This window comes from Streptosporangium sp. NPDC004631, from assembly GCF_053601935.1.
Genome location: NZ_JBSGCR010000003.1, coordinates 189,622 through 211,409, shown reverse-complemented (window position 1 = coordinate 211,409; position 21,788 = coordinate 189,622). Strand labels below are relative to the sequence as shown.

The window sequence follows — 21,788 nt, the reverse complement described above, 5'->3', positions numbered from 1 at the left end:
ATGGCATGCCGTGAGCCGACGTTATGACTGCGCAGACGCCGAACAGCGAGCCGCCGGTATCGCTGACGCCGCGACGGCCGTGCCGAGGGGCGAGCTCGTGGTGCTCCCGACCGACACCGTCTACGGCGTGGGTGTGGACGCGTTCACGCCGGCCGCCGTCACGGCGCTGCTGGAGGCCAAGGGGCGCGGTCGCGACATGCCCGTGCCCGTGCTGGTCGGCACCGTACGGGCCGCCACCGCCCTGGTGGAGAACCTCGGCCCGTACGGCCAGGACCTCGTCGACGCCTTCTGGCCCGGCCCGCTCACACTGATCTGCCGCGCCAACCGGTCGCTGTCGTGGGACCTGGGGGACGCCAAGGGCACCGTCGCCCTCCGGATGCCGCTGCACGCGGTCGCCCTCGAACTGCTCAAGGAGACCGGCCCGCTGGCCGTGTCCAGCGCCAACCGCTCCGGCGCCCCCGCGGCCACCACGGCCGCCGAGGCCGAGGAGCAGCTGGGCGACTCGGTGGCGGTCTATCTCGACGGCGGCCCGTGCGCCGACAACGTCCCGTCCACGATCCTCGACCTGACCACCGCCGTGCCCCGGCTGCTGCGCCAGGGCGCCGTCTCGGTGGGCAGGCTGCGCGGTGTGGTGGGTTACATCGCCACCGACGGTGGATCCGAGTCCGAAGAGTGATCATGGACCCGAGCGTTCCCGCCCTCCTCATCAAGGTCGGGCACTATCCGCTTCATCACGGCGCCGTCGGCGCCGTGCGGACACTGGGACGGCTCGGGGTTCCCGTCCACGTCATCGCCGAGGGGCGCCTCACCTCCGCCGCGCTCTCCCGGCACCGGTCCGGCCGGACCGTCTGGCCGACCACCGGGGCCGAACCGGCCGAGCAGCTCGTGCGGGGGCTGCGGGAGATCGCCTCGTCGCTCCCCGGGCGGGCGGTGGCGGTGGCGACGGACGACGAGGCGGCGATCCTGCTCGCCGAGCACGCCGACGCCCTGTCGGAACATCTGATCCTGCCGCCGGTCCCGTCTGACCTGCCGCGGCTGCTGGCCAGCAAGCACGAGATGTTCCGGCTCTGCCGGCGCTACGACATACCGGCGCCGGAGTCGCGGCTGGTCACCTCGCACGACCAGATCGACGAGATCGTCCGTGAGTTCGTCTTCCCCGTCGTGGTCAAGAACTCCGAGCCGTGGGTCCGGCTGGCCGCGCCGGCGGTCAACCGCTCCACCGTGGTGGGCACGCCGGAGGAGCTGCGCGAGCTGGCCGCGGGGTGGCCCGCCGCGCCGTACGCGCTGGTCCAGGAGTATCTCCCTCGGCCGGAGTCGACGGACTGGATCGCCCACGTCTGCTGCGACGGGCAGGGGGACGTCGTGGCCGCCTTCACCGGGGTGAAGGTGCGCTCGTGGCCGCCGCACGTCGGGGTGACGACGTACGCCTACTCGGTGGACAATCCGGAGCTGGCCGCCCTGACCGCCCGGCTCTGCAAGGAGAGCGGCTACTCCGGCATCGCCGACCTGGACTGGCGGCTGGACCACCGTGACGGCAGATACAAGCTGCTCGACTTCAACCCCCGGGTGGGGGCCCAGTTCCGGCTTTTTGAGACCGAGGCCGGGATCGACGTGGTCCGGGCCCACTACCTCACGCTCACCGGGCAGGCGGTCCCGCCGGGGAGGCAGGTCGAGGGGCGGAGGATCATCGTGGAGAACCTGGACGTCCCGGCCCGGATCGCCTACCGGCGCGAGGCGGTGCGGGAGTACCGGATCCCGGAGGGGGGAAAGCGGGAGTTCGCCTGGCTCGCCGCCGACGACCCCCTGCCCGGACTGGTCACCGCCGTCCGCAGCGCCCGCCCGATGATGCGGCGCGTGGTCACCCGGATCTTCGGCGGGAGGTCTCAGCGCGGGTGAACAGTGGGAATGATTGTCCTTTATGTGACTTTTGATCCCTAAGTAAACCTGATTGACCTATCATTCGTCTCTTCTACGTGTTTGTACGTTGAGAGGCGAGAGTGGAATGGGTCTGCGGTCGGGTGCTCCGCCCGGGACGCGGGAGGCGGCCGGCCAGGTCCGGGGGGCCGTCCGCGGACTGATCCGGCGGCACGCCTTCTTCGCCGCGGCGCTCACGGCCGGGACGGCGGTCCGCGCCGTCATCACGGTGACCCAGCTCCCCGTGCTGGCCAAGAACGACAGCTACGCCTACATCGCCCTGGCCCTGCGGCCCCAGCCGCACGTGGTGCGGCCCAGCGGCTACCCGCTGTTCCTCTGGTCGCTCAAGCCGTTCCACAGTTTCACGCTGGTGGTCGCGGTACAGCACCTGCTGGCCCTCGCCGCGATCGCCGGCGTCTACGCGCTCCTCAGGCGGCGCACCTCGCTCCCCGGCTGGGCGGCCACGTCGGCGGTCCTTCCGGAGCTCTTCGGCGCGTGGCAGCTCAAGATGGAGAGCGCCGTCATGAGCGAGGCGCTCTTCATCCCGCTGATCGTCGGCGCCGTCGTGGTGACGCTCTGGTGGCGCCGGCCTCCCGTCCGGGCCGCCGCGGTCACGGGACTGCTCCTGGCGATCGCCACCCTGGTCCGCGCGACCGGGCTGCCGCTGGTCCTGCTGACCGCGGGGTTCCTGGTCGCGCGGCGGGCGGGGTGGCGCCCGGTCGCCGCCTTCGCGGCCGCGGCGGCCGTCCCCCTGGCCGGTTACGGGCTGTGGTTCCAGGCGTGGCACGGCACGGTCGCGCTCACCCGGAGCAACGGGATCTTCCTCTACGGGAGGGTGATGGCCTTCGCGGACTGCGCGGAGATGGACCCTCCGGCCGCCGAGCGGCCCCTCTGCACGGAGACACCACCCGGCGCCCGCCCCAAGTCGGACACCTACATCTGGTATCCGGGCACCCCCCTGCAGGACATGGGCGGTGACGTCTTCAGCGCCGAGGTCAACCGCCTGGCGTCGAGTTTCGCCTGGCGGGCGATCCGTGAGCAGCCCCTCGACTTCGCCGGGACGGTCGTCAGGGACACCGGCGCCTTCGTCGCCGGACCCTGGCTCCGGATGCCGCCGCTCGCCGAAGAGCTGGGATACGGCTCGGGGGCCAACGCGACCTATGTGCCGGGGGGCGATCCGGTGCGGGACGTCCTGGCCTATGAGCGGGGGGATCTCCTGGTCGCCACGGCCCTCGGGCACGCGGCGCCGACGCCGCCGGCGCCGAGGGCGGCGGGCCTGCTGGAGGCCGAGGGGAACGCGACCGGCCTGCTGCTGGGCGTGCTGCTCGTGGTCGGCGCGGCCGGCGCGGTCGCAGGAGGGCGGGGTGAGGTCGCCTTTCCGTGGATCCTCGCGGTGACCCTGCTGCTGATACCGGCGGCGACCTCGGTGTTCGATCGGCGCTACGCCCTGCCGGCCGTTCCACTGGCGCTGCTGGCCGTGGCTCTCCTCTGGGGACGGGGTGGGGGTCGTGGGCGGCGGGGTGCCCCATATGCTAGGAGGGAAACGTCACATATAGTGTGACTTTTGGTGTTTTTGGTGGTCAAGTAAACCTGAGGTGGAGATTATGCGTCCTTCTTGTGCTTGTCCGGCAAGAAGGTGAGATCGTATGAGTACGACGTCGACTGAGCGCAACACGGCCCACCTGTCCGCGTTGCTCCCCTTACCCCCCGCTCCCCGGCGCGGGCGGAGACGGTCGATCACGCGCGTGCTCGTCGCCGGTGACCTCGGTTGTGCCCTGCTGGCCTACCAGGTGGTGCTCGGAGCGAGGTGGTGGTGGGGCGGCTACGTCCCCTGGTTCGAGATGGTGTTCTCGGCGGGCCTGGTGCTCGCCTGGCCGGTCGCGATGTCCTTCGTGGGCGCCTACCGGGGACGGGTCCAGGCCGGTGGTCTGGAGGAGGTCCGGCTGGTGTTCAACGGCGGCCTCGGCCTGGCCGCGGTCGTCGCGATCGGCGCCTACGTCACCAAACTCATGATCGCTAGAAGCATCGTCATGGCCATGCTGCCCCTGGCCATCCTGCTCACCCTCACCTTCCGCCGCTGTCTGCGCGGCTGGCTGCGGCGTAAGGACCCGAGCGGGGAGGCCGCCCACGGCGTCGTGGCCGTCGGGCACCGGGCGTCGGTGCTCGACCTGGTGATGGAGCTGCGTTCCCAGCCCCGGTACGGCATGCGCGTGGTCGCGGCCTGCCTGCCCGGAGGGGCGGCGGCCGGGCAGCTCCCCGACGTCGACGGGGTGCCGATCCTCGGCGACCTCACCGATGTCGCCGACGTGGTGGCCAGGACGTCGGCCGACGCCGTGGCCGTACTGGCCTGTCCCGAGCTGGACGGCGCCGCGCTGCGCAGGCTGGCCTGGAGCCTGGAGATCACCGACACCGACCTGTTCGTCGCCCCCTCGCTGATGGACGTCGCCGGGCCGCGCATCAGCGTCCGCCCGGTCGCCGGGATGACGTTGCTGCACGTCGACCACCCCTCCTTCGGAGGGATCAACCAGGTGGTGAAGAACGTCTTCGACCGGGTCATGGCCGCGGTGGTCCTGGCCGTCCTCGCGATCCCGATGCTGGTGATCTTCGTCGCGGTCCGGGCCACGAGCGAGGGGCCGGCGCTGTTCCGGCACACCCGGGTGGGTCTGGGCGGCAGGGAGTTCCAGGTCCTGAAGTTCCGGACCATGGTGAACGGCGCGGATCGGCCGGCCGCCGGTGCCGGCTCCGAGGGGGCGCCGGTCAAGCAGCGGGAGGACCCGCGTATCACCAGGGTGGGAACGTTCCTACGCCGCTCCTCCCTCGACGAGCTCCCGCAGCTCGTCAACGTGCTCCGCGGTGAGATGTCGCTCGTCGGACCACGCCCGCTGGTGCCCGAGGAGTTCGCCATGTACGGCGCCGACATCCACCGGAGGCTGGTCGTCCGCCCGGGGATGACGGGCCTGTGGCAGGTCAGCGGCCGTTCCGACCTCTCCTGGGAGGAGCGGATGCGGATGGACCTCCGCTACGTCGAGAACTGGTCCCTCGCCCTGGACCTGCAACTGCTCTGGAAGACTTGGGGGGCGGTTGCGCGGGCCAGGGGAGCCTACTGATCCGGGCTGGTCCTCAGCGGACCTGGTCGACCGCGTTGCCGCCGTCGTTCTCCCTGACGTAGTCGTCGACGCGGTCGTCCTGGATCGCCCGGCTGAGGTCCCGGACCCTCGGCATGTCCAGATAGACCACGCTCTGCGGACCCTGCATGCCGGTGCCCTTCACCGACATGGTGACGTAGTCGAGCGTGTCGAGACCGGCCAGTTCGAACACCCGCGATCTGAGGATCCCGGGGGTGACCCCGGAGTCGACGCTGATCGTCTTGGTCAGGGAGCGCAGCAGGTCGTTGACCTTCACCGGGTTGGCGAGGGTCTCGGCGCTGAGCACCTTGTCGGCGATGGAGTTGAGCAGCGCCTGCTGGCGCTTGATCCGGTCGAGGTCCCCGCCGGGGAGGTTGACCCGCTGCCGGACGAACTGCAGGGCCTTCTCGCCGTCGAGGTGCTGGCGGCCGGCCTGCCAGGTGACGCCGCTGAGCGGGTCCCGCACGGTCTGCGCCACCTCGACGTCGACCCCGCCGATCGCGTCGGTGGCCGCGGAGAACCCCTGGAAGTCGATCGCCGCGTAGTGGTCGATCCGGACGCCGGTGAGCTTCTCCACCGTTTTGATCAGCAGGGCCGGGCCGCCCCAGGAGAAGGCGGCGTTGATCTTGGCCTTGCCCCTGCCGGGGACGGAGACCCACGAGTCCCTGGGGATCGAGATCACGCAGACCCGGTTCCGGCTCTCGGAGAGGTGGACCAGCATGATCGTGTCGGTGCGCTGCTGACCGGGCCGCCAGAGCCGGGCCGCCGCGTCCTTGCCGGTGGTCGTCCCCGTGGAGCGGGTGTCGGTCCCCACCAGCAGCCAGTTCTCTCCCACCCCCGCCTCGGGCGGGGGCCGATCGGCCTCCAGGGTGGGCAGGGCGTCGGGGATGCGGACGATGTCGCCGTCGAGACTGCTCTGGAAGGCGTAGAGCGTTCCAGCCGTGCAGGCGCCCATCAACACCCCGGCGGTTCCGGTGATCAGCAGGAGGCGGAGGGCGCGATGCATGGGGAATGCCCCTATCGAGTCAGACATACCAAAAAAGTTGCTATGCAACCTGCGATACCTTATGTCGCGCTGGCACTGATTGACACTGCCGGCTCTCGCACTTGCACGTGTCACGGAGGTCATGGTGGGGCTTGACGCCGTGAAACGACCCGCACCCGGCGGCGCCCGCCCCGGACGGCCGACGAGGGTGCTCCACGTGACCGAGTGCTGGGGCAGCGGGGTCGCCAGCGCCGTGCACGCCTACATCAAGGCCACACCCGGCCACGACCACTGGCTGCTGATGGCGCACGACGCGGCCGATCCGCTGCTGGACGCCGAAAGCCTGCTCAGCGGCCGGAGAGTCTTCGCCGACGGGCACATGGCCCGGATCCGCGACGTGGCCGCCGCCTACCGGGAGACCCGCCCCGACATCGTGCACGCCCACTCCTCCTACGCGGGCCTCTACGTCCGCTCCTGCCCGTCGATCCCGAGCCGGCGCATCGTCTACACCCCGCACTGCTACGCGTTCGAGCGGACCGACATCAGCCGTCCCGTCCGGTACGGCTTCCGCCTGGCCGAGGCGCTGCTCGCCCGGCGCACCGGCGTCGTGGCCGCGGTGAGCCCGAGGGAGGCCGATCTCGCGGTCCGGCTCCGCGGCGGCCAGCGGGTGGTCTACGTCCCCAACGTCGTCCCCGAGATCCCGGACGTCGTCTCCCAGGTCCCGGCCGTCGCCCCCGGGATCCCCGCGGCGGACGGCCGGGAACGTTCCGGACTCACGGCGATCTCGGTCGGCCGCATCTGCGCGCAGAAGGACCCCGCCTTCCTCGCCGAGGCCGCCCGCGCGGCCGATCCGTCCACCAGGTGGATCTGGGCCGGCGACGGAGACCCGGCCCTGCGCCGGACCCTGGAGGACGCCGGGGTCGTCGTGACGGGCTGGCTCGCCCGCCAGGAGGTGCTGGCCCTGCTCGGCACCGCCGACGTCTACGTGCACACCGCGAGCTGGGAGGGCGCCCCGGTCTCCGTGCTGGAGGCGGTGGGGGCCGGGCTGCCCGTGGTGGCGCGGGACATCCCCGCGCTGCGCAGCCTGGGCGTGCCCGGCCTGGTGGCGACACCCGCCGAGTGCGCGCTGGCCGTACAGGCGCTCCAGGACGACCTGCTCCGCCACGGCGCGGGGCGGCGCCTGGCCGACGCGCTGGCCGGGCACACCCCCCGGCACCAGGCCGCCGGGCTCGCCCACGCCTACGCGCTCGCCCTGGGGACGTCATGAGGATCGCGGTGAGCGGTAAGGTCCTCCGCCGCAACGTGGGCGGCAACACCTCCTACACGCAGACGCTCTACACCTCGCTGGCCCGGTTCGGGATCGAGTACGAGGCCCTCGTCCCCATGGGCGACGGGCTCGGCGGGGGCGCCAGGCAGCTCGCCTACGCCGTCGCGGACGGCCTGCTCTGGCCGGCCCGTCCCGGCCGTGCCGACCTGCTGCACTTCCCGGCCGACACCGGGGCGCTGATCGGCTCCCGGGTGCCGATCGCGGCCACGGTGCACGGCGTCGAGGACGCGCCGGTCCCCGGGCTGGCCCGCGCGCTCTGGAAGCGCACCTGGCTGGCCAGGGTCGGCAGGCTCACCAGGGTCGCCGACGCGGTGATCACCGTCTCGCACCACTCGGCGGGCGAGATCAGCCGGGTCTTCGGCCTCCCCGCCGCGCGGCTCCACGTGATCCCGCACGGGCTGGACGCGGGCCGCTTCCACCCCCTGGGCGACGGCGACGGCGCCCTCCTCGCGCCGCTGGGACTGCCCGACCGGTTCGTGCTCTACCTCGGCAACCTCGACCCGCGTAAGAACGTCACCGCCCTGACCGAGGCGACCGCGCGCCTGAGAGTCCCCCTGGTGGTCGCCGGAGGCGGATTCATCGGCTCGGGGCAGGTCGAGCGGGTGCTGGCCGAGGCGCCGCACGCCCGCTACCTCGGCCAGGTGCCGCACGAACTCGTGGCACCCCTGATGAGGGCGGCCACGGTGTTCGCCTTCCCCTCGGGGCACGAGGGCTTCGGAATGCCGGTGCTTGAGGCCATGGCCTGCGGCACCCCGGTGGTGACCTCCGACCGGGCGGCGCTGCCCGAGGTGGCCGGCGACGCCGCCGTGCTCGTCTCCGACCTCGACGCGCGAGGCATCGCGGCGGCGCTGGAGGGCATTCTGTCCGACGACTCCGCCGCCGCGGAGTTACGGGCCAGGGGGATCGGCCGGGCCGCGCTCTTCTCCTGGGAGACCTCGGCGCGCCGCCACGCCGAGGTCTTCACCTCCCTGGCCGAAGGCGGGGGCGCCACGGCATGAGCACCGTACGGCTGCCGCTGCGCGAGGGGGCATGGTGGCTCCACCCCGCCTGGACCGCGATGCTCGCCACCGTGCCCGGACTGCTGGCGGCCGGGCTGATCGGGGACGACAGCTTCCGCGAGTGGTGGCGGACGCCGAAGATCTTCGACGACGGCAAGGCGCTCACCGTCACGGCGTTCATCGGCGTCTTCGTCGTGGGCTGCATGCTGCCGTCGCTGGCCAGGACGGTGCGGGCCGGCGACATACCGGTCAACCCCGGCCAGCGCCGGCTCCTGCTCCTGGCGGGCCGCGCCGCCGCCGTGCTCACCGTGATGGGCTACGCGGCCTGGATGGCCTCGGCGGTGTCGAGCGGACTCAGCCTCGCCGACCTGACGAAGGTCTTCGCCCTCAGCCCCGGCTCGGCCGACGCGATCAAGTCCGACCTCGCCACCATCGGCGGGGTGACGACGCTGACCCAGCTGGGCCCGCTGGCCATGGTCTGCCTCCTGCTGGACCGCAGACTCGGCGGCGGGCGGCACACCGCGATGTTCGCGCTGCTCGCCGGGCTGACGGTGGCGCGGGTCGTGCTCAACTCCGAGCGGCTCGCCCTGATGGAGATCATGCTGCCGATCCTCGCCGTGGTCTCGACGCTCCGGCCGGGCGACGGGCGGCGCCACTACCGCTGGCTCTGGGCCGGGCTGCCGCTGCTCGCCCCCTTCGCGCTGGTCACGCTCTTCGGCACGTTCGAATACGTGCGCAGCTGGTCCCACTACTCCTCGATCGTGCACATCGACTACCCCGAGTTCGTGCTGCGCCGGCTGACCGGCTACTACGCCACGGCCTACAACAACTCCGCCATCGTGGTCGACCACATCGGCCCCGGCCTCGCCTGGCCGTACTACACCGTGGGGTTCCTGTGGAACTTCCCCGGCGTGTCCGCGCTGCTGACCCCGGAGTCCGTGCTGGGCTTCGACCCCGCCCGGGTCTGGCCCGGCCTGCTGTGGCGGCTCGGCAACCCCGAGTACAACAACACCGGCGGCATGCTCGCGCCCCTCGCCGACTACGGGCTCGCCGGCGGCCTGCTCTTCTGGGCGGCGGCGGGGCTGGCCGTCGGCGTCTGCTACCGCTGGATGCGCTCGGGCGAGCTGCGCGGCCTGGTCCTCTACCCGTTGCTGTACGTGGGCCTGGTCGACCTGGTCAGATACTTCTACTGGGGTGAGGGCCGGGCCTTCCCCACCCTCGCCGGCGCGATGTTCCTGGCCCTGCTCGTGCACCGGCGGCGAGATCCCGGGATGAAGACGTGACCGCGGCGCGACGGGGGATGTGGACCCTCGCCGACCATGTGATCTGCAGCGGAAGCAACTTCGCCCTCATGATTCTCGTGGCGGGCAACGTCTCGGTCGTCACCCTGGGGGAGTTCGCCCTCCTCTACGGGTTCTACGTGGTGGTCGTGGAACTGTCGCGGGCCGCGGTCAGCGAGCCGCTCCTGGTCCGGCGGCCCGAGGGGGACGCCGCGGTGCGCCGGGCGCTGGCGGACAGCTCCGGTTCCGCGGCCGTGTTCGGCGCCGTCGCCGGAGTGGTGCTGCTGGCCGTGTCCCCCCTGCTGATCGGCTCGCACTGGCGGTCGGCCGTGGTACTCGCCCTGCTGCTGCCCGCCCTGCTGGTCTGGGACGCGATCCGGCTGGCGTTCATCGCGATCGGCCGGCAGCGCCGTACGGTGCTGGTCGACATCGTGGGCGGGGTGGTACAGGTCTCGGCGGCGTTCGCCGCGCTGCACATGAGCGCGGGGCTGAGCTGGCTGGTGGCGGGCTGGGGGTTCGGCGGCCTGGTCGCCGCGGTGCTCGCGGTGGGCCAGGCGGGGACGCTGCCCCGGCTCACCGCGCCGCGCCGCTGGCTGCGCGAGTACGGCAAGCTGGTCCGGCCGTACTTCGTGGAGACGGGGGCGCTCTCCCTGGCGGGCTACGCCGTGCTGATCGTCCTCGGGCACATCGCGGGCCCGGCGGCCGTGGGCGCGTGGCGGGCGGCGCTGACGCTGTTCGGCCCGGCGAACGTGGTGATGGCGGCCGGCCGGGTCGTGGTGGTCAGCGAGCTCTCCCGGCTCAGGTCCGCGGCACCGGGCCGGATGCTCCGGTCCGCGGCCACCGCCGGGCTGCTGTGCGGGGCCGTGGGCGCCCTGGCGGGCACCGTCGCGGCCCTTCTGCCGGACTCGGTCGGCCAGGCCCTCCTGGGCGAGTCCTGGGCGGACGTGGGGCCGCTCGTCCTCGCCTTCACCGCCCTGCTGGTCATCGAGGGACTCGGCCTGGGGCCCTACGGCGTGCTCCGCGCCATGGAACGGGTCCGCATGCTGTTCGTCCTGCGGGTGGCCGTGGCCGGAGGGCGCGTGCTGGCGGTCAGCGTGGGGGCGGCGCTGGCCGGCGCGACGGGCGCGGCCACGGCCAGCTCACTGGTCGAGGCCACCGGGTTCCTGAGCGCCCTGATCCTGCTCACCGTCGTCTTCGCCGCCGTGCCTCCACGCACGCCGCCGGTAACACCCCGTCAGTCGAGAGAGCACCTGTGAACGCCAGAGATCTGATCGCCGGAGTCCGTAGAAACCTGTTGCTCGTGATCCTGCTCGCCGTCGTCGGCACCGGCGCCGGACTCGGGATCGGCCTGCTGCAGGCGGAGGAGTACAAGACCACGACCACCCTGTTCGTCTCCGTCGCCCAGGGCAGCCAGTCCAGCATCGACCAGAGATACCAGGGCACCCTGTTCACCCAGGAGAGGGTGCGCTCCTACGCCGCGCTCGTCACCACCCCGACGGTGACCAGGCCGGTGATCAGGGATCTCGGGCTGCCGCTGAAGCCCGAGGAACTGGCCGCGAGGCTTGAGGTGGACGTGCCGGTCGACACCGTCCTGCTCAACATCACCGCCCGGTACGGCGACGGGGCGACCGTGGCGAAGATAGCCAACGCGGTGACCGCGCGACTCGTCGCGGTGGTCGCGGAGCTGGAGACGCCGGACCGGACCCAGATCTCCGCGATCCGCGTGAAGGTGGTCAGGGACGCGGCGGTGCCGGAGCGGCCGAGCAGCCCCCGGATCGTCCTCGACGTCGTGCTGGGGCTCGCGCTCGGGCTCGTCGGAGGGGTCGGCCTCGGCGCCCTGCGCGAGGCGCTCGACACCCGGATCCACAGCGCGGCCGACCTGATGCGATTGAGCGACCAGCCCGTCCTGGCCATGGTGCCCAAGGACGCCGGCGCGCAGGCCACCCCCCTCGTCGGCGACCGGTTCGGCCCGCGCGCCGAGGCGTACCGCAAGCTGCGCACCGCCCTGCGCTTCGCCGGGGTCGACCGTCCGGCGAAGACGTTCCTGATCACCAGCCCGCTCATGGGCGACGGGAAGTCGACGACCGCGGTCAACCTGGCCGGGGCGCTGGCGGCCGAGGGCGCCCAGGTGATCCTGGTGGAGGTCGACCTGCGCCGCCCGGCGCTCGCCGGGATGCTCGGGCTCGTCGGCGAGGCGGGGCTGACCAGCGTGCTCACCGGGAGGGCGGAGCTGTCCGAGGTCGCCCAGTCGACGTCGGGGCCGCACCGGATCACCGTGCTCACCAGCGGACCGCTGCCGCCCAACCCCAGCGAGCTGCTGGGCACCCAGCGCATGCGGGACCTGCTGGACCGGCTGTCGCAGGGCTTCGACTACGTCATCCTGGACGCCCCGCCCCTGCTGCCCGTCACCGACGCGGCCGTGCTCGTGCCCGAGGTCGACGGGACCATCGTCGTGACGCGGGCGAAGAAGACCAGGCGCGAGGAACTGCGCGAGGCGCTGACCATCCTGGAGACGGCCAGGGGGCGCGTCATCGGCCTGGTCTTCAACTGCGGGAAGGCGCCCGCTGCCGACCGGTACGGCCCCTACGTGCGAGACGGGGCACAACCCCAGCCCCAGCTCCAGATGCACGACGTCGTCCAGGACCGGGCCCTGCCCGCCGCCGGGCGGAGGTCGAAGAGGGGGAGCACGCCGGTCAGCGGGGACCGAGCAACTCCCCCAGCACGCGGCTGAGCGAGCCGCCGATCACCCTGGCGCACCTGTCGTACTCCTCCGGCGGCTCGCCGTACGGATCGGCGATCTCGACCGGATGGTGGCGGCCCGGGGCGCCCCGGCGTCTCGCCACGGCCCGGACCACGGCGTGCGCCCGCCCGACGGTGTCGGACCGGTGGCGGACCTTCCGCCCCTCCGCGAGGTGGGCGAACTCGCGGAGGGTGAAGGTCTTGTGCATCGCGGTCGGCTCCATCGTCACCGCCGAGCCCCGATGCCCGGTCTCCATCGTGAGGATGAGATCCGAGTCGTTGACGAGGGCGCTGTCCAGCGGTCGCGCGTGATGCGCCGAGCCGTCCAGGCCGAGGTTCTTCAGAGTGGCGAGCGCGTACGGCGCCATGGGGTGGCCCACCCAGGCGTGGGTGCCCGCGCTCGCCACCAGGACCGGACAGGCGGAGGACCGCAGCATCGCCGTGGCGATCATTTCCGCCATCGGAGAGCGGACGATGTTCGCCGTACAGACGATCAGAATCCGGAAGTCCTCTCTCACCTCGTCTATTTTAGCCGCGAGGTGAGAGATCAAGACCGAAGCGATCCTTGAGGATGCCCCGGATGTTGGGGTAGGTCTTGTTCATCTGGTGGGCGAGCACCCGGCCCCGCAGACCCGCGGGCCCGGTCTCGTCGAAGGGCTCGATGCGCGGCATCGCGAACAGGCCCGCGTGCTCGGTGTGCCAGAGGGCGCAGGCGTAGCCGAAACCCGCCTCGGTGACCGCCTCCACCTCGCGGGCGCCGTGCTGCCCGTACGGGTAGCAGAACCCGTCGACCACCTCGCCCGTCAGGTCCTCCAGCATCGCCCTGCTCGTCGTGAACTCCTCGGACAGCCGCCGGTCGCCGTCCACCGACGGCAGCCTGGGGTGGGTGAGCGAGTGCGAGCCGATCTCCATGCCCGCGGCGACCACCTCGCGGAGCTGCCCGGGCGTCATCACGTCCCTGGGGACCCCCGGGTCCCACGAGCTGTTCTTCCCCACGTGGCCCGCGACGACGAACACCGTGGCGGTGAAGCCGTACTCCAGCAGGGCGGGCACGACGGTCGTGGCGAAGTCGGTGTAGCCGTCGTCGAAGGTGAGTCCCACCAGGCCGGCGGCCTCGCCCCTCGCCTCGGCGGCGCGGAGCTCGCGCATCGTGACGCCGCGCAGACCCCGGTCACGTAACCAGCGCATGTGGCGGTGGAAACTGGCCGGCGAGACCGTGATCCGGAGTGGGTCACGGTCGAATTCCGCCACAGAGTGGTAGACCCACACCATCGGTGACTTGTTCCTGCGAATCATTATGGAAGGCTCCAATCGCATCTTGCTGCGCTGGCCTACCATATCGACGTGAATCCCACTCCACGGGTCGCTCTGGTCGTCACGACGATCGGCCGGCCCGAGACCCTCGACCGCCTGCTCCGTTCGGTGCTTGAGCAGAGTTCGCCGGTCACCGAGATGATGGTCGTCGACCAGAGCGGCGGAACCGGGACGGCTGAGGTCGTCGAGCGCTGGCGGGACCGCCTGCCCATCCGCCGGGTGACCACGCCGCGCGGCCTGTCCGCCGGGCGCAACGCCGGGGTGGCGGCGCTCGGCGACTACGACATCGTGGGCTTTCCCGACGACGACACGTGGTACGCCCCCGGCACCCTCGCCCGGGTGCGCGAGGCGATCGGCGAGCGCGGGGTGGTCTCCGGCATGCTGCTCGACGCGGCCGGGCGACCGGCCCAGCTGGCCTTCGGCTCCGAGCCCGCGGTCCTCGACAGCACCACCGTGTGGTCCCAGGCCATCGAGGCGACGTGCTTCTACACCTCGTCCTTCATGCGCGCGGTGGGAGACTTCGACGAGGGGCTCGGGGCGGGCTGCCCGACACCGTGGCAGTCCGGGGAGGGGACCGACCTGCTCCTGCGCGGGCTGCGGAGCGGCTGGTCGATCGCCTACGACCCGAGGATCACCGTCTACGAGGACAACCCCTCCGTTCCCGCGGCGGGCACCAGGGAGTCCCGGCTCAGGGCCCGCCACGTGGCGCGGGGGACCGGCCGGGTGTACCGCAGGCACTACGGCCGGCGAGACCGGCTCAGGACGCTGGCCAGACCGCTCGGCGGCGCGCTGCTGAGTGTCGTCCGGGCACGCTGGGCGGAGGCCGGCTGGCATCTGCAGCGGCTGGTCGGCCGGCTGGAGGGCATCACCGGGATCCTGCTCCCGGCCCGCCGCCACATCTACTCCAGGACCTGATCACCTCCTTCTCCGGAACGGTCCCGCGGGGTTTCCCCGGAACGGTCCCGTGGGGACGACCCCGGGGACGGCCGTGACGGTTGCGGTCTCACCGGCTCGGACATGGACGCCGGCGGCCGGTGTCAATGATCCATATCGTCTGAATCATCGTCGTGACGCGCGGCTGTCCCACCGGTACCGTGAGGTGGCCGACACATCCGGGAGACGTCCATGGGCAAGTTAGACGGAATGGACCCCAAGCTGGTCCGTGATCTGCTGTCCGAGGTGCGACAGGCGGCGGAGCAGATGAGGACCGCCGAGGGCCGGGTCGCCCGGCTGATGAGCGCGGCGGGCCTGTCCTCGCAGTCCACCCACCGGCCGTCCCAGGTCGCCGACGCGTGCGAGGAGATGGTCCGCGACGTCTCCGCCCGGGTGGAGCTCCTGGAGAGGAAGGTCAAGCAGGAGGGCGCGTCCCAGCCGGGGCCCAAGATCGGGGAGCCGAAGGCCGAGACGCCCAAGGTCGCCGACGCGCGGGGCGAGGCCCCCCAGGCCGAGGAGACCAAGGACAAGGACGCCAAGGCGGAGACGCCCAAGGTGGCGGACGCGCGGGGCGAGGCGTCGAAGCCGGAGACGTCGCACGACTCCGGGGCCAGGCCGGACACGCCGAAGGCCGAGGATCTCAAACCCGCCGTCCGGCCGGAGGGCGGCGGTCAGCACGACGGCGGTCAGCAGGGCGGGGGGCAGTCGGCGGGCAACGCCCCGGAAGACGGCCGGAAGCCCCACTCCCCGCCGGACACGAAGCCCGACACCGGATCCGACCCGAAGCCCGACTCCAAGCCGGAGAACGGCTCCAAGGGGGAGGAGACGTCTCCCCGGGACGGTCACTCCGGCTCCGACGGGTCGAAGGACCGGGGCGCCGACTCCGGGGGCTCGGGGAAGGACACCGACGCCAAGGGGCACTCCTCCGCCAAGGTCGACGCCGACCCCAAGGGGGACGCCGGCTCCAAGGGCGACGAGCGCTCGCCCAGGGACGGTCACTCCGGCTCCGACGGGTCGAAGGACCGGGGCGCCGACTCCGGGGGGCCGGGGAAGGACACCGACGCCAAGGGGCACTCCTCCGCCAAGGTCGACGCCGACCTCAAGGACACCGACCTCAAGGGGGACACCGGCTCCAAGGGCGACGAGACGTCTCCCCGGGGCGACGGCAAGATCGAGATCCTGGACACCTTCCGGAAGGACCACCCCGACGACATCGACCAGACAGGCGGGTCGCGCCCGCAGGTCGTGGAGGTGCACGGGGTGAAGATGCTGCAGATCCCGCTCGACTCGCCCAGCGCGGCCGAGGTCGGCGAGTTGCTGAAGCACGTCGAGGATCTCCCGCTGCTGGACGACCCCTCGGTCGTGACCTCGGCCGACCTCCTGACCGACGGGGGCTCCGGCGTCGACGGCGCGGGGTCCGACCGGCCGGGCCAGGTCGAGCCCAACGAGGCGCTGAAGTCGGTCAAGCCCGCCTTCCCGGTGCCCGACACCGCCGAACCCGCCCTCGACCAGGGCGGCCGGCCGCCGGGTACGGGCGGCGAGACCGTATCCCCGCTCGTCGGCACCCCCTTCGACGACACCGGCACCCACTCGGGCGGCACCCACTCGGCGGGGACGCATTCCACGGGGACGCACTCGGGTGGCGCCCATTCGACGGGAACGCACTCGACCGGTGGCACGCACGTCACCGGCGGCACGGCCGAGGGGGTGCTCGCCCAGTGGGCGGAGGACGGTGACGCCGGTTCGGCTCAGGCGGGCCCGGTGAGTCCCGACGCGTCCGCGACGTTCGCCGACAGCGGGTACCGGGCCGGACCGCCGTACACGCCGGATGGTCCGGACGTACTGCTCCGTGCGGGGGAGACGGGAGACGAGGGCGTGTGGTCCACCGCGGACGCCGGTTCCGGCGACGCGGCGGACGACGTGGATTCGGGAGATTCGCCGCGGTCGGCCCCGCCATCCGGTGGCGGCCGATCCGGTGGGACGGAGTGAGGAGCCTGTGATGTTCGTGGATCCGCCTGCCCCGCAGCCGTTGCGGCCGGGGGAGACCCCTCCGGCGTCGGCGGCACCCGGCCCGCTCTCCGCCGACGCGGTCACCTCGTGGGAGTTCAACCCCGAGTACCAGCGCCTGGTGATGATGTGGCGGCAGGTGCTTCCCGCGCTGGACACGCTGACCGCCACCCTCGACAAGGCCTACCGGCTGGCCAGGAGCAGAGACGTCTGGGACGCTCCGGTCTCGGGACGCTATGTGGAGGACATGACCGAGTGGCGTACCCGCCTCGGCCTCTACCGCCAGGCAGTCCTCACCTCGATCAGCGACCAGGCGGCCGACACCCCCCGATGGGTGCCGGTCAACGCGGGGGCTCCGCACGCGTTCTCCTGAGAAAGACCTTTTCCGATGAGACGCTCCTCATCTGAGAAACGCCCAATTGACGTGGGAAAATGAGGCATCCGGGCATACAGTGAGGTGAGTCGTCATCCCCGGGATGTGAGTCATGGGTGCTGAGCCGTACTACGGGCCCGACTTCGGCCTCCTGCAGCAGCGGGATCCGGAGGTCGCGCAGGTCCTGGTGGACGAGCTCGATCGGCTCCGTGACGGCGTCCAGCTCATCGCGAGCGAGAACTTCGCCTCGCCCGCCGTGCTCGCCGCGCTCGGATCGACGCTCACCAACAAGTACGCCGAGGGATATCCCGGCAGGCGCTACTACGCCGGCTGCGAGGTCGTCGACCGGGCCGAGAACCTCGCCGTCGACAGGGCCAGGCGGCTGTTCGGCGCGGAGCACGTCAACGTGCAGCCCCATTCCGGCGCCTCGGCCAACCTGGCCGCCTACGCCGCGCTGCTCCAGCCGGGCGACACCGTGCTGGCCATGGCGCTCTCCCACGGTGGCCACCTCACCCACGGCTCCAAGGTCAACTTCTCCGGCCGGTGGTTCGACGTCGTCGCGTACGGCGTGCGCAGGGACACCGAGCTGATCGACTACGACGAGGTCCGGGAGCTGGCGCTCCGCCACCAGCCCAAAATGATCATCTGTGGTGCCACCGCCTACCCCCGGAAGATCGACTTCCTCGCCTTCCGGGGAATCGCCGACGAGGTGGGCGCCTGGCTGCTCGCCGACATCGCGCACACCATCGGGCTGATGGCCGGGGGTGCCCTGCCGTCCGCCGTGCCGTACGCCGACGTGGCCACCTTCACCACGCACAAGGCGCTGCGCGGTCCGAGAGGCGGCGGCGTCATGTGCACGGCGGAGCTGGCGGCCAGGATCGACCGGGCGGTCTTCCCGTTCGTCCAGGGCGGGCCGCTCATGCACGCGGTGGCGGCCAAGGCGGTGGCGTTCGGCGAGGCCCTCCGGCCGGAGTTCGCCGGGTACGCGCACCGGGTGGTGGCCAACGCCCAGGTGCTGGCCGACGCGCTGGCCGCGGAGGGTATGCGACCCGTCTCCGGGGGTACGGACAGTCATCTGGCCCTGATCGACCTGCGGGACACCGGGGTCTCCGGCGCGGTGGCCGAGCAGCGGTGCGCCGCCGCCGGGATCACGCTCAACCGCAACGCGATCCCCTACGACCCCGAGCCGCCCACGGTGACGTCGGGGATCCGGGTCGGCACCCCCTGCGTCACGACCCAGGGGATGGGGGGTGAGGAGATGAAGGAGGTGGCCTCCATGATCGCGCGAGTCATCCGCAACCCCGACACAGTGGGAGAAACCAGGGAGCGGGTGCGGGAGCTGGCGCGGGATCATCAGGCATATCCCAGGGAAGTATGAGGCGTTCTGTGTTGTTTTTCGGTCACAGTTGGCCGACCTATCAGCGAAACTAGGTCCGTGCGCGAATACCTACTCATGGCACTGGTCGCGGCAGCGGTGACCTACCTTCTGGTCCCGCTGGTCCGCGTTTTCGCCATCCGCATCGGCGCGATGCCGGAGGTCCGTGACAGGGACGTGCACACGATCCCGACGCCCCGGCTCGGCGGCCTGGCCATGTACGGCGGGCTGGTGGCCGGTCTGCTGGTGGCCGGTCGCCTGCCGTACGCCGGGGGCAAGCTGGCCGAGGGCGGTTTCGCCGACGGGAACACCGTGATCGCGCTGATCGCGGCGGGGGGCCTGATCACGCTGACCGGCTTCCTGGACGACTGGCTGGGGATGAGCGCCCTGGTCAAGCTGGCCGGGCAGATCGGCGCCGCCGCCATCATGGTGGCCTACGGCGTCAGCCTGCCCTGGTTGCCCCTGCCCACCGCGCTGGGCGGGCCGGTCATCCTCGACTCCACGATCGGCCCGCTGATAACGATCCTGGTCGTGGTCGTGATGATCAACGCGGTGAACTTCGTCGACGGGCTGGACGGGCTGGCGGCCGGGATCGTCGGCATCGCCGCCATGGCCACCTGGACCTACTCCGTCGTCCTCTCCAAGGACTACGGCAACACCAGCATCAACATCACGGCGGCGATCGCCTCGGTGCTCATCGGTGTGTGCCTCGGCTTCCTGCCGCACAACTTCCATCCGGCGAAGATCTTCATGGGCGACACCGGGGCGATGCTGATCGGCCTGGTCCTGGCCTCCACGATGATCACCATCACCCCGCTGGACTCGACCACCATCAACCGCTTCCCCGTGGTGCTCCCGCTGCTGGTGCCGGTCGCCATCCTGGTGCTGCCGCTGCTCGACCTGGTCATGGCGGTGGTCCGGCGCACCTCCAACGGCCTGTCGCCGTTCGCGCCCGACCGGGGCCACCTGCACCACCGGCTGCTGGACATCGGCCACTCGCACCGGCGGAGCGTCCTGATCATGTACGCCTGGACGTTCCTGTTCGCCTTCGCGGTCGTGGCGATGGCCGCCGAGGGCGTCCCGCTCGTGCTGTTCCCGCTGACCGTGCTGCTGGCGGTCGGCGTGCTGGTGGTCATGGCGCTGCCGCACTGGCGCACCCGTCGAGGCGGTGGCGGGGGAGCGCATGCCGCGGGGCGTCACAGCCGTTCCGAGCGGGAGCCCGCCAGGCGGATCCCCCCGCTGCCGTCGCAGGCCCCCGGCCCCCGGCGCTCCGCGGCCGACGACGACACCGCGGTGCTGTCCGCGCTGCCCGATCTGTCACTCACCGCTCCCGGCCAGGGGTTCTCGAAGCCTGAGACGCTCGACTGACCGCCTTCCGGAAATATCTTGATCGTTTACTTGAAACGGCAGGTAAAGGTGCTCTTCCAAGAGCTTGTGATAGCTTTCACTAGCAGCGACCCGGTCACACGGGCCCTGTAAGGTAGCAATCGCTCGCTTGATAAAAGTTACTTGGAGTGTCGATGCAGGCCGACGACGTGCGCCTCCTGAAAGGGGCCGCGATACCCACCCTCCTGGTGGGGGTGGTCGCGGTCGTTGTCGCCGCCCTCCTGGCCGCCGGCGAGGGGGCCCTGGGCGCGGCGATTGGAACGGTCGTCGTCTGCGTGTTCTTCACCGTCGGCCTCGTCGTGGTCTCCTTCGCCGGCCGCATCTCACCGGTGGTGATGATGACGGCCGCCGTGCTTTCCTACGCGGTGAAGGTCCTCATCCTCATGGGTCTGCTCAAGGCGTTCAAGGACGTCACCGTGTTCGAGCCGAAGGCGTTCGGCGGGGCCGCCGTCGTCGCCGTCGTCGCCTGGACGGTCGGTGAGATGCGAGGCTTCATGAAGCTCAAACTCCTCTACGCCGACCCCGGCGGCGAGTCCCCCGGGCCCGGGTGAACGGCGATGGGGCGTAAGATCCTCGCGGGGCCTACCCAGCCCGATATGACTAGTCCTGATGGTGGCTGCTATCGTCATGCCCGCGATGAGCGAGAAGAAAATCCGACCCGAGGACGACGCCCGCGACTTCGCCGGCGCCGCTTGGTCGATCCCCAGCTATCTCCTCTCCGGGATGGCTCTCTACGGCGGTGCCGGGTGGTTGCTGTCAAAGTGGACCGGCGTGGTCATCTTCATGCCGATCGGGTTGATCCTCGGTGTCGCCCTGGCCGTCTATCTGGTCTACCGGAAGCACGGTCGCTAGCCTTCGGCGGCGGTCGCTTCGCCGACGACCATTTCGATTCACTACCACGCTGAAGGGAACGCCGCGTGAGCACGCTGACGCTCCTCGCTTCCGGGGAGGACAAGTTCACGCCTCCGGGACTTGAGCTTTTCGACTCCCCGCCGATCATTCCAGGCGTCGTCTGGTTCACGAAGCCGGTGCTGCTGGCGCTTTTGAGCACGCTCATCGTCGTGGCCTTCTGCTGGTCCGCCTTCGCCAAGCCCAAGCTGGTGCCCCGGGGGGTCCAGAACATCGGCGAGATGGGCTACATGTTCGTCCGCGACCAGGTCGCCCGGCCGTTCCTCGGCAAGGACGCCGACCGGTGGATGGGCCCGCTGCTCAGCATCTTCCTCCTGGTCTGGATCTGGAACCTCATGGGGGTCCTCCCCCTTCTCCAGTTCCCCGTCGCCTCGCACATCGCCTTCCCGATCGTCCTGGCGCTCGGCGTCTACTTCCTCAAGGTCTACCTGGGTATCAAGCACCAGGGGCTGATCGGCTACTTCAAGAACATGATGTTCCCGCCGGGGCTGCCCAAGCCGATCTACCTGCTCCTGGCACCGATCGAGCTCCTCTCCACCATGATCATCGCGCCTTTCACGCACGCGGTGCGGCTGTTCGCCAACATGTTCGCCGGCCACATCATCCTGGCGTTCTTCAGCCTGGTCGGCTTCTGGTTCCTCTTCGAGAAGCTCACGCCGCTCGGTGCCCCCATCGGCGTAATCGGTGTCGTGATGACGATCGCCATGACCGGTTTTGAGATGTTCATCCAGTTCCTGCAGGCGTTCCTCTTCGCCATGCTCGCCGCGATGTACATCGGCAACTCGCTCCACCCCAGTCACTGACCCCTCTCGAATATCCAGACCGGTGGAGAGGATTCCACCGGCCGACCAGTAAAGGAAAAGACAATGAGCGTCCTCGCTGAGGTCACCGGTTCCATCGGTTCCATCGGCTACGGCATCGCCACGCTCGGCCCCGGCATCGGCGTCGGCATCATCTTCGGCCAGGGCGTCCAGGCCATCGCCCGCCAGCCCGAGGCCTACGGCCTCATCCGCCAGAACATGCTGCTGGGCTTCGTCCTCACCGAGGCGCTGGCCCTGATCGGCCTTGTCGCGCCGTTCATGTTCGGCATGTAAGACGCAGGAAAACCACTGACGGAAGGCTG

General features: G+C 71.1%; 21 protein-coding genes. 18 read left to right on the top strand and 3 right to left on the bottom strand.

Translation table 11 applies throughout. The features are described from left to right. The first annotated feature begins 10 nt into the window (after positions 1–10). The 4 genes from ACWEF2_RS04335 to ACWEF2_RS04320 all read left to right on the top strand — a co-directional run bounded on the left by ACWEF2_RS04335 (position 11) and on the right by ACWEF2_RS04320 (position 5,021). Positions 11–676 carry an L-threonylcarbamoyladenylate synthase gene (locus ACWEF2_RS04335; RefSeq protein ID WP_453811771.1) on the top strand — a complete coding sequence of 222 codons (666 nt, stop codon included), beginning with the start codon at positions 11–13 and terminating at the stop codon, positions 674–676. A 2-nt stretch (positions 677–678) separates the two neighbouring features. After that, positions 679–1,896 (top strand): carboxylate--amine ligase, encoded by a 1,218-nt coding sequence (locus tag ACWEF2_RS04330; RefSeq protein WP_453811769.1) that lies wholly within the window; start codon positions 679–681, stop codon positions 1,894–1,896. Between the two features lie 106 nt (positions 1,897–2,002). Beyond that, the gene (locus ACWEF2_RS04325) at positions 2,003–3,475 is read left to right on the top strand and encodes a hypothetical protein (protein ID WP_453811767.1); all 1,473 of its coding nucleotides are present in this window, start codon (positions 2,003–2,005) and stop codon (positions 3,473–3,475) included. Positions 3,476–3,560: 85 nt separating this feature from the next. Next, positions 3,561–5,021 carry a sugar transferase gene (locus ACWEF2_RS04320; RefSeq protein ID WP_453811765.1) on the top strand — a complete coding sequence of 487 codons (1,461 nt, stop codon included), beginning with the start codon at positions 3,561–3,563 and terminating at the stop codon, positions 5,019–5,021. Positions 5,022–5,034: 13 nt separating this feature from the next. On the opposite strand, the gene ACWEF2_RS04315 is transcribed toward ACWEF2_RS04320, so the two are convergent. Further along, entirely contained in the window at positions 5,035–6,045 is a 1,011-nt protein-coding gene (locus ACWEF2_RS04315; RefSeq protein WP_453811763.1) for an LCP family protein, read from the bottom strand. A 196-nt stretch (positions 6,046–6,241) separates the two neighbouring features. Here ACWEF2_RS04315 and ACWEF2_RS04310 point away from each other — a divergent pair, with 196 nt between their 5' ends. The 5 genes from ACWEF2_RS04310 to ACWEF2_RS04290 are packed head-to-tail and all read left to right on the top strand — an operon-like array spanning position 6,242 to position 12,360. Then, complete coding sequence (locus ACWEF2_RS04310; RefSeq protein ID WP_453811761.1) at positions 6,242–7,291, top strand: glycosyltransferase; 1,050 nt, start codon at positions 6,242–6,244, stop codon at positions 7,289–7,291. A gap of 8 nt (positions 7,292–7,299) precedes the next feature. Then, entirely contained in the window at positions 7,300–8,349 is a 1,050-nt protein-coding gene (locus ACWEF2_RS04305) for a glycosyltransferase family 4 protein (RefSeq protein WP_453811759.1), read from the top strand. Next, positions 8,346–9,632 carry an O-antigen polymerase gene (locus ACWEF2_RS04300; RefSeq protein ID WP_453811757.1) on the top strand — a complete coding sequence of 429 codons (1,287 nt, stop codon included), beginning with the start codon at positions 8,346–8,348 and terminating at the stop codon, positions 9,630–9,632. Before ACWEF2_RS04305 ends, ACWEF2_RS04300 begins: the two co-directional genes overlap by 4 nt. After that, the gene (locus tag ACWEF2_RS04295) at positions 9,629–10,885 is read left to right on the top strand and encodes a hypothetical protein (protein ID WP_453811756.1); all 1,257 of its coding nucleotides are present in this window, start codon (positions 9,629–9,631) and stop codon (positions 10,883–10,885) included. The genes ACWEF2_RS04300 and ACWEF2_RS04295 overlap by 4 nt, the downstream gene beginning before the upstream one ends. Next, positions 10,882–12,360: a polysaccharide biosynthesis tyrosine autokinase gene (locus ACWEF2_RS04290; RefSeq protein ID WP_453811754.1), complete on the top strand. Its 1,479-nt coding sequence runs from the start codon at positions 10,882–10,884 to the stop codon at positions 12,358–12,360. The genes ACWEF2_RS04295 and ACWEF2_RS04290 overlap by 4 nt, the downstream gene beginning before the upstream one ends. Here ACWEF2_RS04290 and ACWEF2_RS04285 read toward each other — a convergent pair. Continuing rightward, positions 12,323–12,886, bottom strand: coding sequence for an arsenate reductase/protein-tyrosine-phosphatase family protein (locus ACWEF2_RS04285; RefSeq protein ID WP_453811753.1), 564 nt, complete (start codon positions 12,884–12,886; stop codon positions 12,323–12,325). The two genes, ACWEF2_RS04290 and ACWEF2_RS04285, sit on opposite strands and share 38 nt — an antisense overlap. Before the next feature lie 10 nt (positions 12,887–12,896). Beyond that, positions 12,897–13,640 carry a polysaccharide deacetylase family protein gene (locus tag ACWEF2_RS04280; RefSeq protein ID WP_453811751.1) on the bottom strand — a complete coding sequence of 248 codons (744 nt, stop codon included), beginning with the start codon at positions 13,638–13,640 and terminating at the stop codon, positions 12,897–12,899. Positions 13,641–13,712: 72 nt separating this feature from the next. On the opposite strand from ACWEF2_RS04280, the gene ACWEF2_RS04275 reads away from it, so the two are divergent. From ACWEF2_RS04275 to atpE, 9 genes are all read left to right on the top strand, one after another. After that, on the top strand, positions 13,713–14,597 hold the full coding sequence (locus tag ACWEF2_RS04275) for a glycosyltransferase family 2 protein (RefSeq protein ID WP_453811749.1): 885 nt from the start codon (positions 13,713–13,715) through the stop codon (positions 14,595–14,597). 210 nt (positions 14,598–14,807) lie between these two features. Next, on the top strand, positions 14,808–16,604 hold the full coding sequence (locus tag ACWEF2_RS04270; RefSeq protein ID WP_453811747.1) for a hypothetical protein: 1,797 nt from the start codon (positions 14,808–14,810) through the stop codon (positions 16,602–16,604). Positions 16,605–16,614: 10 nt separating this feature from the next. Further along, a complete protein-coding gene (locus ACWEF2_RS04265; RefSeq protein ID WP_355595741.1) occupies positions 16,615–16,995 on the top strand; it encodes a hypothetical protein in 381 nt (126 codons plus the stop codon). A 112-nt stretch (positions 16,996–17,107) separates the two neighbouring features. Further along, entirely contained in the window at positions 17,108–18,373 is a 1,266-nt protein-coding gene (locus tag ACWEF2_RS04260) for a serine hydroxymethyltransferase (protein WP_453811744.1), read from the top strand. A gap of 57 nt (positions 18,374–18,430) precedes the next feature. Continuing rightward, positions 18,431–19,738, top strand: coding sequence for a glycosyltransferase family 4 protein (locus tag ACWEF2_RS04255; RefSeq protein WP_453811742.1), 1,308 nt, complete (start codon positions 18,431–18,433; stop codon positions 19,736–19,738). 152 nt (positions 19,739–19,890) lie between these two features. Further along, positions 19,891–20,307: a hypothetical protein gene (locus ACWEF2_RS04250; RefSeq protein WP_453811740.1), complete on the top strand. Its 417-nt coding sequence runs from the start codon at positions 19,891–19,893 to the stop codon at positions 20,305–20,307. Between the two features lie 85 nt (positions 20,308–20,392). After that, positions 20,393–20,608 (top strand): AtpZ/AtpI family protein, encoded by a 216-nt coding sequence (locus tag ACWEF2_RS04245; protein ID WP_453811738.1) that lies wholly within the window; start codon positions 20,393–20,395, stop codon positions 20,606–20,608. Positions 20,609–20,673: 65 nt separating this feature from the next. After that, positions 20,674–21,468: a F0F1 ATP synthase subunit A gene (gene atpB / locus ACWEF2_RS04240; RefSeq protein ID WP_453811736.1), complete on the top strand. Its 795-nt coding sequence runs from the start codon at positions 20,674–20,676 to the stop codon at positions 21,466–21,468. A gap of 63 nt (positions 21,469–21,531) precedes the next feature. Continuing rightward, positions 21,532–21,759, top strand: coding sequence for an ATP synthase F0 subunit C (atpE, locus tag ACWEF2_RS04235; protein ID WP_453811734.1), 228 nt, complete (start codon positions 21,532–21,534; stop codon positions 21,757–21,759). The last annotated feature ends 29 nt before the right edge of the window (positions 21,760–21,788 follow it).